The sequence below is a fragment of the Chitinophaga sp. genome (genome assembly GCF_036569125.1).
GTDB lineage: Bacteria > Bacteroidota > Bacteroidia > Chitinophagales > Chitinophagaceae > Chitinophaga.
On the sequence record NZ_DATCRF010000680.1, the window covers coordinates 1 to 13806 of the forward strand.

14 protein-coding genes and 1 pseudogene are annotated in these 13806 nt (G+C 48.4%); 10 read left to right on the forward strand and 5 right to left on the reverse strand.

What is annotated here, in order from left to right:
- The 3 genes and pseudogenes from VIM87_RS25290 to VIM87_RS25300 form a co-directional block, all read left to right on the forward strand.
- A pseudogene (locus VIM87_RS25290) lies at positions 1 to 136 on the forward strand (phenylalanine--tRNA ligase subunit alpha); the annotation flags it as partial.
- A 72-nt stretch (positions 137 to 208) separates the two neighbouring features.
- On the forward strand, positions 209 to 1069 hold the full coding sequence (locus VIM87_RS25295; protein WP_331999682.1) for a 3-hydroxyacyl-CoA dehydrogenase NAD-binding domain-containing protein: 861 nt from the start codon (positions 209 to 211) through the stop codon (positions 1067 to 1069).
- 181 nt (positions 1070 to 1250) lie between these two features.
- Entirely contained in the window at positions 1251 to 2246 is a 996-nt protein-coding gene (locus tag VIM87_RS25300; protein WP_331999683.1) for an NAD-dependent epimerase/dehydratase family protein, read from the forward strand.
- On the opposite strand, the gene VIM87_RS25305 is transcribed toward VIM87_RS25300, so the two are convergent.
- From VIM87_RS25305 to VIM87_RS25315, 3 genes are all read right to left on the reverse strand, one after another.
- Complete coding sequence (locus VIM87_RS25305) at positions 2235 to 2924, reverse strand: hypothetical protein (protein ID WP_331999684.1); 690 nt, start codon at positions 2922 to 2924, stop codon at positions 2235 to 2237. The two genes, VIM87_RS25300 and VIM87_RS25305, sit on opposite strands and share 12 nt — an antisense overlap.
- A 67-nt stretch (positions 2925 to 2991) precedes the next feature.
- The gene (locus VIM87_RS25310) at positions 2992 to 3936 is read right to left on the reverse strand and encodes a UDP-3-O-(3-hydroxymyristoyl)glucosamine N-acyltransferase (RefSeq protein WP_331999685.1); all 945 of its coding nucleotides are present in this window, start codon (positions 3934 to 3936) and stop codon (positions 2992 to 2994) included.
- Positions 3937 to 4546: 610 nt separating this feature from the next.
- Positions 4547 to 5257 (reverse strand): Crp/Fnr family transcriptional regulator, encoded by a 711-nt coding sequence (locus VIM87_RS25315; protein WP_331999686.1) that lies wholly within the window; start codon positions 5255 to 5257, stop codon positions 4547 to 4549.
- Between VIM87_RS25315 and VIM87_RS25320 the strand changes: the two genes are divergently transcribed.
- The 7 genes from VIM87_RS25320 to VIM87_RS25350 all read left to right on the forward strand — a co-directional run bounded on the left by VIM87_RS25320 (position 5232) and on the right by VIM87_RS25350 (position 11067).
- Positions 5232 to 5900, forward strand: a complete 669-nt coding sequence (locus VIM87_RS25320) for a pseudouridine synthase (protein ID WP_331999687.1) — start codon at positions 5232 to 5234, stop codon at positions 5898 to 5900. The two genes, VIM87_RS25315 and VIM87_RS25320, sit on opposite strands and share 26 nt — an antisense overlap.
- A gap of 175 nt (positions 5901 to 6075) precedes the next feature.
- The gene (locus tag VIM87_RS25325; RefSeq protein ID WP_331999688.1) at positions 6076 to 6951 is read left to right on the forward strand and encodes a YicC/YloC family endoribonuclease; all 876 of its coding nucleotides are present in this window, start codon (positions 6076 to 6078) and stop codon (positions 6949 to 6951) included.
- Positions 6952 to 6958: 7 nt separating this feature from the next.
- Positions 6959 to 7447: a gliding motility lipoprotein GldH gene (locus VIM87_RS25330; protein ID WP_331999689.1), complete on the forward strand. Its 489-nt coding sequence runs from the start codon at positions 6959 to 6961 to the stop codon at positions 7445 to 7447.
- Positions 7444 to 8460 (forward strand): sensor histidine kinase, encoded by a 1017-nt coding sequence (locus VIM87_RS25335; protein WP_331999690.1) that lies wholly within the window; start codon positions 7444 to 7446, stop codon positions 8458 to 8460. The genes VIM87_RS25330 and VIM87_RS25335 overlap by 4 nt, the downstream gene beginning before the upstream one ends.
- 61 nt (positions 8461 to 8521) lie before the next feature.
- Positions 8522 to 9232 (forward strand): response regulator transcription factor, encoded by a 711-nt coding sequence (locus tag VIM87_RS25340; RefSeq protein WP_089906885.1) that lies wholly within the window; start codon positions 8522 to 8524, stop codon positions 9230 to 9232.
- A gap of 305 nt (positions 9233 to 9537) precedes the next feature.
- On the forward strand, positions 9538 to 10197 hold the full coding sequence (locus VIM87_RS25345; protein WP_331999691.1) for a sensor histidine kinase: 660 nt from the start codon (positions 9538 to 9540) through the stop codon (positions 10195 to 10197).
- A 123-nt stretch (positions 10198 to 10320) separates the two neighbouring features.
- The gene (locus tag VIM87_RS25350; RefSeq protein ID WP_331999692.1) at positions 10321 to 11067 is read left to right on the forward strand and encodes a LytTR family DNA-binding domain-containing protein; all 747 of its coding nucleotides are present in this window, start codon (positions 10321 to 10323) and stop codon (positions 11065 to 11067) included.
- Here the strand turns inward: VIM87_RS25350 and VIM87_RS25355 are convergent.
- Both VIM87_RS25355 and VIM87_RS25360 read right to left on the reverse strand, forming a co-directional pair.
- A complete protein-coding gene (locus VIM87_RS25355) occupies positions 11062 to 11823 on the reverse strand; it encodes an SH3 domain-containing protein (RefSeq protein WP_331999693.1) in 762 nt (253 codons plus the stop codon). The genes VIM87_RS25350 and VIM87_RS25355 overlap by 6 nt on opposite strands.
- Positions 11820 to 13787 carry a BatD family protein gene (locus VIM87_RS25360; protein ID WP_331999694.1) on the reverse strand — a complete coding sequence of 656 codons (1968 nt, stop codon included), beginning with the start codon at positions 13785 to 13787 and terminating at the stop codon, positions 11820 to 11822. Before VIM87_RS25360 ends, VIM87_RS25355 begins: the two co-directional genes overlap by 4 nt.
- Between the last annotated feature and the right edge of the window lie 19 nt (positions 13788 to 13806).

Here is a 13806-nt window from a genome sequence, read left to right on the forward strand (position 1 = left end):
TCCTGAAAAATATACCGGCTTTGCTTTTGGAATGGGTATAGAACGTATTACCATGCTGAAGTACCAGATCAAAGACCTTCGATTGTTCTCCGAAAATGATACCCGCTTCCTGGAACAGTTCACGGGCGCGGTATAGCTATAAATAGTAAAAGATAAAGGTGAAAGCATGCTTTCACCTTTTCTTTTTTAACCTCTCACCTCTTCCCCAATGATCACTTTACAGGAAATTAAAACCATTGCGGTGTGCGGCGCAGGTACCATGGGCGCCGGCATTGCACAGGTAGCGGCTGCCAGCGGGTACAATACGCTTTTGTTTGATATACAGCCTGCCATGCTGGACAAAGCAAAATCGCAGATAAGCCAACACCTGGATACTGCAGTAGCCAAAGGCAAGCTCACTACGGCGGATAAAGCCGCTACGCTGCAACGCCTGCAGTTTAGCTCCCGGCTGCAGGATTGCGTGGCAGAAGTGATCATAGAAGCCATTGCAGAGCAATTAGAGGCTAAAACAGCGCTGTTTAACCAGCTGGCGGAACTTAATCACAGCGAGGCCATTTTTGCCAGTAATACCTCCTCATTATCCGTTTCCCGTATAGCTGCCGGCGTTATGGATCCATCGCGGGTAGCAGGTATGCACTTCTTTAACCCGGCCCCGCTTATGAAGCTGGTAGAGGTGGTAACTGCAGAAAGCACCCACCCCGAAGCTGCGGCGCTGGTGTATGAGCTGGCCAAAAGCATGGGCAAAACACCCGTGCATGTAAAAGATGCCCCGGGGTTTATTGTGAACCGGGTAGCCCGGCATTATTACCTGGAAGCCATGAAAGCTGCGGAGCAGGAGCTGGCAGACTTTGCCACCATTGACCGTTTGCTGGAAAGCAGCGGTTTCCGTATGGGGCCTTTTGCACTGATGGACCTGATCGGGAATGATGTGAACCTGGCCGTAACACAATCCTTATACAACGCTTTTGATCAGGCGCCGCGTTTTGCCCCCAATGAGCTGCAGGCCAGCAGGGTAGCGAAGGGAGAGCTGGGGCGTAAGAGCGGAAAGGGCTTTTATAATTACGAATGAGCAATGTGAATTACGAATTATTCAATTACGAATTACGAATTGGGTACTTCGTGGAGTATATATTTCAATAAGACGGAGGGTTATAATTTGGTAACTGTAACTGATAAACAAAATACCCTAAATCGCTGCATTTAATTCGTAATTCGTAATTGAATAATTCGTAATTGTTACTTTTGCGCTCATGATCTTAGTTACCGGCGGAACAGGTTTTTTAGGCAGTAATCTATTACGGGCACTGGTAAAGGCCGGCAAGCCCGTACGCGCTTTATACCGCCAGCAGATACCCGAAACATTACAGGATATACGATCACAGATAACCTGGTTCCAGGGCGATGTGCTGGATGTTATAAGCCTGGAAGAAGCCATGCAGGGTATTACACAGGTATACCATTGCGCCGCCGTAGTATCTTTTCAGCCCGCTGCACACCGCAGCATGCTACAGATAAATGTTGAAGGTACCGCCAATGTAGTGAACCTGGCCCTGGATGCCGGTGTGCAAAAGCTGGTGCATGTAAGCTCTGTAGCTGCCCTGGGCCGTATGAAAGAAGGCGCGCCGGTAAATGAGGAAAGCGAGTGGATAGAAAGCCGTAACAACTCCCAGTACGCGGTTAGTAAATACCGGAGCGAAATGGAAGTATGGCGCGGCGTGGCAGAAGGGCTGCCGGCAGCTATTGTAAACCCGTCTATTATACTGGGCAGCAGCTACTGGCACGATGGTTCCGGTGCGCTGTTCAAGAACGCCTGGAAAGAATTCCCCTTTTATACCAAAGGCATTAACGGCTATGTGGATGTGGAAGATGTGGTGAAGGTAATGTGCGCGCTGATGGAGAGTGATATCAGCGGGGAGCGTTACCTGCTTTCATCAGAGAACTGGAGCTATTATGATCTTTTTGCTGAAATGGCTGCGCAGCTGGGTAAAAAACCGCCGCATATCAATGTACAATCCTGGCTGGCAGAAGTGGTTTGGCGTATGGAAAAAGTGAAGGGTATGTTTTCGGGCAACAAACCCCTGGTTACAAAAGAAACGGCCCGTACCGCCCAGATGAAAATATACTACAACACGGATAAGATCTTACAGGCATTACCGGGATTCCGGTTCACCCCGTTAAAACAAACCATTGCCCGCGTTTGTAAAGACTTTTTACAGGATGCAGCTGCGGGTAAGCTATCTAAATAACAAGGCGCCTATTGCGGCAGCCAGCACCTTTTCCGTATCGGCCTTCACACGCCTGCTTACCCATACCCGGGGCTGCTCTCCCGGCATTACAGCCGCTACTGCATTGCCCTTTATATGGAACTCATAACACACCTTCTCATAAGAGTTTACAATACCAAAACGGTTATGCGCAGTAACACGGATCTCAGTATCCGGTGAGCGCAGTATGCCAATGGGTTTATTGTCATTCAGCTCCAGGTAATGCGGGTTTTTTAACAGCAGCTCCCAGCGTACCAGCGGGTTACTTTGGGTACCGTTAATAAGAATGTAAAAAAGCGGATTGGTGGGAGGTGTTTTTTCCAGCCAGTCAGGTAAAGTACGGCCGGAGAAACTAACACGCGGCGTGTTTAACGCCTGTACCAGTATTTGCTCGCTGCTATCTTTTACCAGGAAGTTGAAAGGGTTATCAACGTTCTTAAAAGTAATGTTGGTGGCGCTGGCCACGCTGTTCTTACGGGCGGTGGTGGTATAAGCGCCGTAATGGAATGTTTTGGCAGAGAACCAGCCGTCGCGGATCTCTACCTTCCATTCCTGGTCATCAGTATAAAGATCCTGTGCGGCAGCGGGTGCTGTTGTATTAACAGGGCCGGCAAAGCATAGAACAGCAGCAACAAAGCTTTGTAAAAGGGATATATGCATGGTATTAGTGGTTGGCTGTTAGCTGTTAGCTATTGGCTATTAGCTGCTAAAAGCTAAAAGCTAATAACTATTTATTCATTACTTTTTCCCACAGTTCAGGGATACGTTTGATCCAGGTAAGCTCTTTCATTTTAGTACGGGCTTCTTCTGCCGGAGAGCCAAAGTATGTTTTGCCACCTTCCAGCGAGCTGGGTACGCCTGATTGTGCCAGCACAACGGCGTCTTTACCTATCACCAGGTCTTTAGATACGCCTACCTGCCCCCAGAGGATCACGTTATCTTCTATATGCGCTTTACCACCAATGCCTACCTGTGCGGCAAACAGGCAGTTGCGGCCTATAACGGTACCGTGGCCAATGTGTATCATGTTATCCAGCTTGGTGCCCTGGCCTATGATGGTATCGCCGCTTACGCCTTTGTCGATGGTGCAGCCGGCGCCTATTTCCACATCACTTTCAATTATAACCCGGCCGCAGCTTTCCATTTTATCATACATCACGGCGCGGTCCTTCCTTCTTTTAAAGTAAAACGCATCGGCGCCAATAACGGTACCTGCATGAATGATCACGTTATCGCCAATAACAGTATGGTCATAAATAGTAACGTTGGGATGTATGAGGCAATTGCTGCCTATACGCACATGATTACCAATGAATACGTTAGGTTGAATGATGGTGTCTTCACCTATTACAGCGCTATCGCTGATGGGTTTGGAGGAGGGTTCAAAGGGGCGGAAATGTTTTACAAGGGATACATAGGCGCTGAACGGATCGTCGGTAACCAACAACGCCTTACCTGCCGGGCAGGCTACTTTTTTGTTGATGATGATAATGGTGGCTGCAGAATTAAGGGCTTTATCATAGTACTTCTCAAAGTCCACGAATGATATATCTCCTTCCCGTACTTTATGGATCTCGTTGATACCGGCGGCCATCAGCTGATGGTTGCCTTCCAGCGCTGCGCCTATCATAGCGGCTATCTCTGTAACGGCAACAGGTGCTTCAAACTTCATAGCATATTGAATTAGTGAGTGATTTTAGGTGAGCAAAGTTAGGTGAAAAAAGGAAGTAAGAAGTATCTTATCGCTTACTGCATAGTGCTGATTTTTTACTTCCATCGTCGTTCAGCAGACTGTTGTTATCCACACTTTTTTTAGTGGTGTGAATAAAATTTTTTGTAAAATTTTTCTTTTGTCATAAAATTCTTTTTAATATTGTGTAGGGAATTTTGTTTCCCTGTACTTACTAACCCATTCACATAACAAGAAAGTCTGATTGTTCGCACGGTCAGACTTTTTTTATTGCCTTTAAAACCCGCTACTACCAAGTGTTTCAGCTTACACCCATTTTTATCATCCTCCAAAGCATCATCCCCTTGCATTGCTTTTTATCCTTTTCATGCGGGTATCATGCACAACAAGCAAAGGGCTGTTTTTTGCTTTTTTGACCTTTAAAGCCCTGCTTTACCCAAAAATTTTTTGTGTAAGCGCATTAAAAGCGCGGTTATGATCCATAAAACATCCTTTAACGCATAAAAAGGCAACAAACCCGGCTTAAAAAGTAGTGAAAAGGAAAAGAAATTATAACGTTGAAGTGTATACGTAGTGTAAGCGTAAACCCTGATTAATCCTGTAGGTTAGCGGCTTTTATAAGGTGGTTCATTTGCAGCAGGCGTATTTTTTTGCCTTCCAGTTCTATGAGGCCGTCTTTCTTAAATTCGGAGAGTAAACGGATGGCAGATTCTGTAGCGGTACCTACCAGGTTGGCAATTTCTTCTCTTGAAAGGCGAACGTTCAGGGTTTGTCCGTCGCTTTCAACGCCATAGGTTTCATGAATGAATAACAGGGTTTCAGCTAAGCGTTCCCTTACCGGTTTCTGGGCCAGGTGGGTGATCTTTAATTCAGCTTTGCGCAGTTCGCTGGAGAGGATGCGCATCATTTCAAAAGAAAGGCCCGGATCTTTTTGCAGTACGTTCAGGAACAGGTCTTTGGGAATAAAGCATACCTGTGCATCATCCAGCGCTACTGCCGTAGCGGTATACCGTTCGCCGCTTAATAAGGCTTTATAACCCATAATATCCCCTTCTTTTACCAGGCGTATGATCTGTTCACGGCCATCGTCGCCGCTATGGGTGAGCTTTATTTTTCCGGAGTTGATGCAGTAGATACCAAAGGAGTGAGCGCCTTCCTGGAAAATGACCTGTCCTTTTTTGTACAATGAACATACACGGGCTTCATCAATAGCCGTGATATTTTCTCCCTCCGCTTTGCAAAAGATAGAACCAAAGCGGGCTTGACAATGTTGACAGGTGATCTGTTTAAGAGGTGTGCCCATATGCGATGATGCAAAATTACTAATTTGCAGGGCGTTCACCAAAGACCATTATAAGCTGTTGTTGTACTATTACGTTATTTATAAGCCTTACCAGGTGCTTACACAGTTCAGCAGGGAAGCAAACAAAGCCTGCCTGGCCGATTATTTTGCCGTGCCTAAAGATGTGTATCCTGTTGGGCGGCTGGATTATGATAGTGAAGGACTATTGATATTAACCAACGATAAAACGTTGAACCACCGTTTATTAAATCCTCGCTTTGCACATGAAAGAGAGTATTGGGTGCAGGTAGACGGCGCTATTACAGCTGCTGCAATAATGCAGCTGCAGCAGGGCGTAACCATTAACATTGATGGTAAAGCTTATAACACCCAACGCTGCAAAGCGGCTTTGTTTGAAACACCGCCGCCGGTACCGGAGCGCAACCCGCCTATACGCTTCCGTAAAGAAATACCCGCTCCCTGGATCCAGCTAATGTTGAAAGAAGGTAAGAACCGGCAGGTGCGTAAAATGACGGCGGCTGTTGGTTACCCCACGTTGAGGCTTATCCGTTACCGGATAGCCGGCCTTACCCTTAACGGCCTGCAGCCCGGAGATATGCTGCAGCTGGAGCGGGAAGCCGTTTACAAGGCACTTTTTAAGTAAGCTATTAGCTTTTAGCCATTAGCTTTTAGCTGTTGACAGGAGGCATTAGCTAACGGCTAAATGCCAATGGTTAGCAGCTAATAGCTAAAAGCTAACAGCTAAAACCTAATGTCTAACCGCCCTTCTTTGCGCTTTCCACTAATTTAGCTAGGTTTGTTACCAACAAACATTCCATATGCTGAAATCAATGACCGGGTTTGGAAGGGCAGAAAGCACGCGCGGAGAGACTATTATAACCGTAGAGATAAAATCTTTGAACGGTAAACAGTTTGAGGTGAATCTGAAATTATCCCCCTTATTAAGGCCGTACGAGTTTGACATCCGCAACCAGCTGCAGCAAACCTTGCAGCGCGGCACGCTGGATGCTACCATCAACATACGTCAGAACGGCGCTACCCGGCCGGTTATGGTAAATACGGAGCTGGCTAAGTTCTATTATCAATCCATTACCACCCTGGCAACAGAGCTGAACCTGCCGCAGGATGATATGCTGAATGTGCTGATGAAGCTACCCGAGGTAATAACCCCGGCTACTGAACAGATTGTGGAAGAGGAATGGCTGGCCATTCAGAAGGTATTAAGATCCGCACTGGAAGAGCTGGATACCCACCGCCAGGATGAAGGCGCCGTACTGGAAGCCGACCTGCTGCTGCGGATAGAGAATATAGAAAGCTATTGTGTAAAGGTACGGGAGCTGGACCCCCTGCGTAAAGACCGTATACGCCAGCGTTTGGAACAGCTGCTGGCCGACTATGTAGGTAAGGAGAATGTGGATGCCAACCGTTTGGAGCAGGAGCTGATCTTTTATTTAGAGAAGCTGGACATCTCCGAAGAGCTGGTGCGCCTGGAAAACCACTGCCGTTACTTTAAGGAAATACTGCGCGAAGCAGATATGGCCAAGGGTAAAAAGCTGGGTTTTGTGCTGCAGGAAGTAGGACGTGAAATAAACACCACCGGCTCCAAAGCCAACGATGCCGGCATACAGCAATGGGTGGTATTAATGAAAGACGAACTGGAAAAGGCCAAAGAACAAGTATTAAATGTACTATAGTCAACTTATGAAACAAATGGGGGCAGCCATTGTCATGGGCTGCCTGGGACTGGCATCCTGCCTGCCGGTTAAAATGGATGCCTATGAAAAGAACGAGGAGATACCAGGGCACCAGTGGAGCTATCAATACAAACCTGTATTTGAAGTAACCATTAAGCCGGAAGACACCGCCTACCTGTATAACATTTATGTAAACATCCGCCACCAGGATGCTTACCCCTACAGCAATATATGGGTGCTGGTAAATACCCAGCTTCCGGGCGACAGCAGCCTGCAACCCCGCAGGGTGGAGCTGCCGCTGGCAGATGCTTCCGGCAAATGGTTAGGCAGCGGGCTGGATGATATTTATGAGCACCGCATTCCTATCCAGCAGCAGGCCATCCTGAACAAGCCCGGCACCTATCGTTTTACATTTGAACAAAATATGCGGCAAAATCCGCTGCCTTATGTGATGAATGTGGGACTGCGGATAGAGAAAGCCGGCGCACGGCCATGAGACGTTTCTTACATAAACTACAGGATCAGAAGGTAACCTCCTTCATTTACCTTTTTGTATTGGCTTATACCATACTGGCACTGGTATGGTGGGGCGTGCTGCTGTACCTGCAGGGCCGGCAGATCACCGGTTTTGAGCGGCGCAACCTTGAGCTGCGTATCGATAACGTGGCGCATCCCGTGGAATACCAGATGGAGCTGGAGCGTATAGAAAAGGATGAGCGCATGCGCACCTTTAAATTCTTTGGAGAAGGCGGCACCTTCCTGGGTATTATACTGGTAGGGGCCTTTTTTGTATACCGCTCCATATGGAAGCATATGAAGCTTACCCGGCAGCAGCAGAATTTTATGATGGCGGTAACACATGAGCTGAAATCGCCCATAGCCGCAGCAAAGCTGAACCTGGAAACCATTCGCAAACACAAGCTGGATGAGGAGAAGCGGCTAAAGCTGGTAGAGAATACCATTAAAGAGACCGACCGCCTGGACCAGCTGTGCAACAACATACTGTTAGCCTCCCAGCTGGAAGCCGACCGTTATAAGCTGTTCCGCGAGCCGCTGGATTTTTCGGCCCTGCTGGATAGTAATATCAAAGAGCTGCAGGCGCGCATTACTACCCACACCATTGTAGCTGATATACAGCCCCGTATATGGGTGGAGGGTGATAAGTTCATGCTGCAGATGGTACTGAGCAACTTAGTGGAAAATGCGGTAAAATATGCGCCCAGGCAAACCGTCATCAAGGTACGTTTACACGAGAACGGGCATGTATTAAAGTGGCAGGTAGCCGACCAGGGGCCGGGCATACCGCTGGATGAGCGTAAGCGGGTGTTCCTGAAGTTTTACCGTATTGGCAACGAAAATACCCGTAAGGCAAAGGGCTCCGGCCTGGGCCTGTTCCTTACCCAAAAGATCATGGAACAGCATGGGGCTACCATACAGGTAAAGGATAATACTCCCTCAGGCGCCTGCTTTGAGATCAGCTGGCCGTTATATTCCGTGCAAACGGCGTAAATTTGCACCACGGTTTTCAATTCCGGTAATCTGTAAAGCCGAAGATGTAACTTAGAAGGATATGAAAGAAGCAACGAAAGCATCTATACTCTTGGTAGAAGATGAGGAGAACCTCCAGGAAGCGCTGAAGCTGAACCTGGAGCTGGAAGGTTATGAGGTAACAGCAGCAGATAATGGCACCACTGCGTTAAAGGCGGTGAAGAACGAATATTTTGACCTCATTATACTGGATATTATGCTGCCGGAAATGGATGGCATAGCCGTGTGTGAGAACATCCGCATACAAAATAATGATGTACCCATCCTGTTCCTGAGCGCGCGTAACAGCAGCGCCGACCGCGTGCTGGGCCTTAAAAAGGGGGGGGATGATTATATGACCAAACCCTTTAACCTGGAAGAGCTGCTGTTAAGGGTGGAGAAGCTGATCGTAAAGAACAAGCGTATACAGGATAAGGATAGCGTGCCCAATGTTTACCGCTTTGGCAATAACACCATTGACTTTGCCGCGCAGGAGTGCATCGGGAAGGATGGTAAGAGCTATGAGCTGAGTAAAAAGGAAACCATGCTTCTGAAGCTGCTGATAGAGAACAAGGGAGAGGTAGTAACCCGCGAAAAGATACTGCAGGTAGTATGGGGCTATAATGTGTACCCCACCACCCGCACCATTGATAACTTTATACTGAACTTCCGCAAATACTTTGAGGAAGACAGCCGTAACTCCAAATACTTCCACTCTGTAAGAGGGGTTGGCTACAAGTTTACGGAACAGTAATTTACCCCTGACCACTTATAATAGTTTTCCCTCCGATTGCGATATAAATACTGCCTTGTAGTAATTGGCACTTTACATTCAGTGCGATTTAGTAGATATTTAATAGGTGTATCAGCTACACTTTGCTATTGATCCTTTTGTAAACCTTATTAGTGTTACTGCAATACGGGCATATGTTTTCAGCGGGCGATTGGAACTATTGGTTATTCTTCTTATTAAGCATAGCGCTTATCTGCTACTTATTTTACCGCCGTGAAAGAAGTATCAGGCGGAACTCCACCAAAGAAATAAACCAGCGGCAATCTATGGTGAATCTTGAGCTGCACGCCTTTCAGGCGCAGATGGACCCCCATTTCATCTTCAACAGCTTAAACGCTATTCATCATTACATCCTCAGCACCAGCACGGATATGGCCTCCCTGTACCTCACACGCTTTTCAAAGCTGATGCGCCTTATGATAGCTAATTTCAACAAAGAATGGATTAGCCTGGAGGAGGATGTGGAGGCGCTGGAGCTGTACATTCAGCTGGAGCAGCTGCGTTTTGAACCGCAGTTCGTGTACAAGCTACATCTTTCACCGGAGGTAAGCCACCAGTTTACCCTGGTGCCCCCAATGATCATACAGCCTTATGTGCAGCAGGCCATCTGGCACCGCATATTACAGCGCCCGCAAAAAAGCGGCGGCCGCCTGGAAGTATTTATTGGCCGCCAGCAGGACCAGCTATTTATACAGGTAGAGGATAATGGTGTGCGCGGGGAGCTGCAGCCCGCCTCCTATGCCGCCACGCAGCTGAGCCGCAACGTAGCCATTGCAGCAGAGCGCCTGCAGATAATGAGTGAAAAGTACCATATACATGCCCAGGTAACGGAGCAGGATATTTATGATGAACCTTCCCAAACCAGTGTTAGCCGTATTACCATTAACCTTCAGCATATCACCAGCCGCCACCAGCAGGCCGGGTGAGCATAACCCCGGCTGCAGTTAAAAACGTGGTTTACATTTTATTTTCGTAATTTTTCGGTGGGACAAATCCGTAACTGAAGACTAGGCCAACTAAGTATCCATCACTATTGCCAACTGTCACCAATGCATGCCATTATTGTGGATGACGAAAAACACTGTCGTGACGTATTAATGCTGCTCCTTAGCCGGCACTGCCCGGATATTACCATTGATGCTGTTTGCGTTGACGGACCCACTGCGCTGGAAGCCATTGAAAGGCAGCCTCCGGAGCTGTTGTTCCTGGATGTGGAAATGCCTGGTATGAATGGTTTTGAGCTGCTGGAAGCCTGCCCTGCCACACCTTTTTCCGTGATCTTTACTACTGCATATGATCAATACGCCATACGCGCCATTCGCCACAGCGCGCTGGATTATCTTTTAAAACCTATTGATAAGGATGAGCTGTTAAGGGCCGTGGAAAAAGCGGCCGCCCGGCAGCTGCTGCTTACCGGCACCAAGCTGCAGCACCTGTTACAGTTCCTGCATGAGCACCTGCAGGCTAATGAGCGCCTGGCCCTGCCTACACTGGAAGGCTTACGCATGGTGCTGCCCAAAGATGTAATGTACTGTACGGCGGAGGGCGCCTATACCCGGCTGCTGCTGCAGGATGGCCAAAACCCGCCGCTGATATGCCGTACGTTAAAAGAAGTGGAAGCGGTGCTGAAGGACAAAGGATTTTTCCGTGTGCATCACAGCTACCTCATTAACCTTTCCTTTATGGATAAATATATTAAGGGAGATGGGGGAGAGATCATTATGAGCGATGGCGCCAGCATACCGGTATCGCGGCAGCGCAAGCAGGAGTTTATGGCGCGGATCGAGAAGCTATAAACGTTTCACCTCATCGCAGGCTATCCACCCGGTTTTACCATCTGCCAGCTGCACTTTGCAATAATCCGCAGTAGCATCCAACACCTGCACTTTCATACCTTCATTCAGCTCAAACAGGTCTTTCCCGTTCTGGTCCGGCGCTGCTTTGGCCTTAATGCCGCTGTTCATAACAATGCCGGTGTGGTGGCTATGCAGGCTGCTGTAGGTGTAAATGGACATGAACAGGTACGCAACAAACACTACGCCTATAACGCTAACACCCATACGAACTATACGGTTATTAAAACGCGCTGCCAGCAAATAAGCCAGCACCCCGCCGATCAGCAGCCAGAATAACACCAGGCTGCCAACTGCCCAGCCATTGGGCGTATGCAGGTGCTCCCACTGCTGCCACCATTTCTGGAAGAACAGTAAAGGCAGTTCATCGGTAAAGCCCTGTACGCGCTGGTTAGCCAGGTCCAGGTTATGGGTAACGGATTCATTATACGGGTTAAGCTGTAATGCTTTTTCGTAGTTGTAAATAGCCTGACCGGTGCGGTTGCTTTTGTAGTAGGCATTGCCTGCGTTGAAGTACAGATCTTCCAGCGGATAACCTTCGTTGATCAGCTGCTGGTATATGCCGGCCGCCTCTGTGTACTTGTTTTGCTGGTACAGGGTATTGGCTTTTTCAAACCGCTGCTGCGGCGTAAGCCCCTGTGCCTGCAGGGTATTATAACCCAGCAGCAATAAAAGGATTATATAGCGTACCGGTTTCATACTACTTGTTGCTTCGTTTTCAATTGCTCTTCCAGCTGGCTGATGACTTTTACGGCCTGCTGGTAAGTGCCCTGCATTTTATCGTTGCTTTGTGCCGGTGCATACAGCGCCATTTCACAGTTATCCAGCAGATCAAAAAGCTGCAGGGTATTATCCCCGTTGATGCGGCGGCCGGCCAGCTTGTTTTGTACCAGCTGCTTATTCAGATCGGCAAAGGGAATTTCCAGCTTATGGCTCAGGTAACCCCATACGGCGCGGGAAGTTTCTTCGTAAAAAGCGCGGTCCTTCCCTTCTTTCAGGTAACGGGCAGCCAGCTCCAAACGTTTCAGCGCTGCTTTGTTGGCGTAGCGGTGTTTAAGCAGGGCGGCATTATTTTGCTGGTAGTGCTGGCGGCGGCGGTATAAAATACCTGCTATCAGCGCCAGGATAGGTATCAGCAATAACAGGTAGTACCACACGCTGCCCAATAAGAAGCCGGCATCTTTGGTCCAGCGCTGCGGCGCCAGGTGCACGGGTATCAGCACATTTTTATCAACGCTGAAATCTTCCTTATCACGTTTATTCTGTTTGCCCGGTGTTACTTTAATATTAAATGCCTGCGACTTAATGGTTTTGTAGGCATGCGCTACGGGATCAAAGTACGAGAACTCAACCGGCGGAATGGTTTGGTCGCCTGCTTCCAGCGGCATCAGCGCAAACTCAAACTGCCGGCTGCCGGAAAGCGGGTTACTGTTCTTTTCAATATTATCGGTAACCTTGGGATCGTATTTTTCAAAGCTGCCGGGGATCTCCACCTTCGGCTGGTTCAGCAGGTTCACATTACCCTGGCCGGAGATATTCACTTTTAAGGTTAGCGCATCATCGGTAGTAAGCGTAGTTTTATCAATGGTGGCGCTCATGTTAAAGTGCCCTACCGCACCATTATAGCTGGGCGGCCGGGTATCTACCGGTAATGGTTTTACAGTGATCTTTACCGGGGCGCTCTGGATCTTGTACGGCACATCTTCATAAGACACTTCGGGCCGGTTAAAGAAATCATCAAAGAACGGATCGTTAAAGGGATCTTTAAAACCGGGATCATTGAAGAAATCTTCAAAGGGGTCCCTGGACCGCTTGCGGTTATCGTGCGAAAGCTTCACCAGGCGTACCTGGTTATCCACCTCTACGGGATCCAGCTCAAGGTTACCGGATTGCAGGGGGAACAGCAGTGTTTTGCGGATAGTGAAAACTTTGAACAGCTGGCCGTTTATGCGTTCCGTAGTGGCCTGCGGCGGGTTAGGCAGCTCAATATCTTTAGCGGAAAAACCTTTGAATGCCGGTACGCGCGTTACGCTGGAATTAGTGGGCAGGCGGGTATACAGTTTATACGTGGCCGTTAGCTGCTCACCTTCGTACAGGTTGGTTTTATCTACATCTACTTTCAGGAAAATATTTTTACGCAGCTTGGCATCCACATCCTCGCCCTTACGTAAAATGCCTTCGGTCACATCCTCATCCGGACCGCGGTGGCCGGGTTGAAAGCCGGGCGGCTGTTGTGCGGGGGCCTGCGGCGCTGCATTGTGATTAACACTTTTGATCACCTCAATGGTAACAGGATTGGAGTGTACTACATTCCCGTTTACGCGGGCAGTAGCGCCGGCTAAGGTAAAGTTGCCTGTGCGTTTGGGCTGCAGTACATAGATCAGCGCTATGTATTCAGAGCGGCGGCCGTTGTAAATGGATTGGCCCTGTACCTGTGAGGGGCCCTGCATTACTTCAAAATCTGTAAAAGAGGGCGGTGTAAAGCTGGCTACATTGGATGCGTTTTCCAGCATGAACTGGATCTGGAAAGGCTCATCCTGCGCAACACGGGTGCTGCTTACATTGGTAGTAAAACGGAATTCCTGGGCACTAGCGCAAGCTATAACGCCCAAACAAAAAAAGAGGGACAGTGCCCACTTCCTTATTTTAACCTGACAGACCATATCTCGTTGACAAATTTAA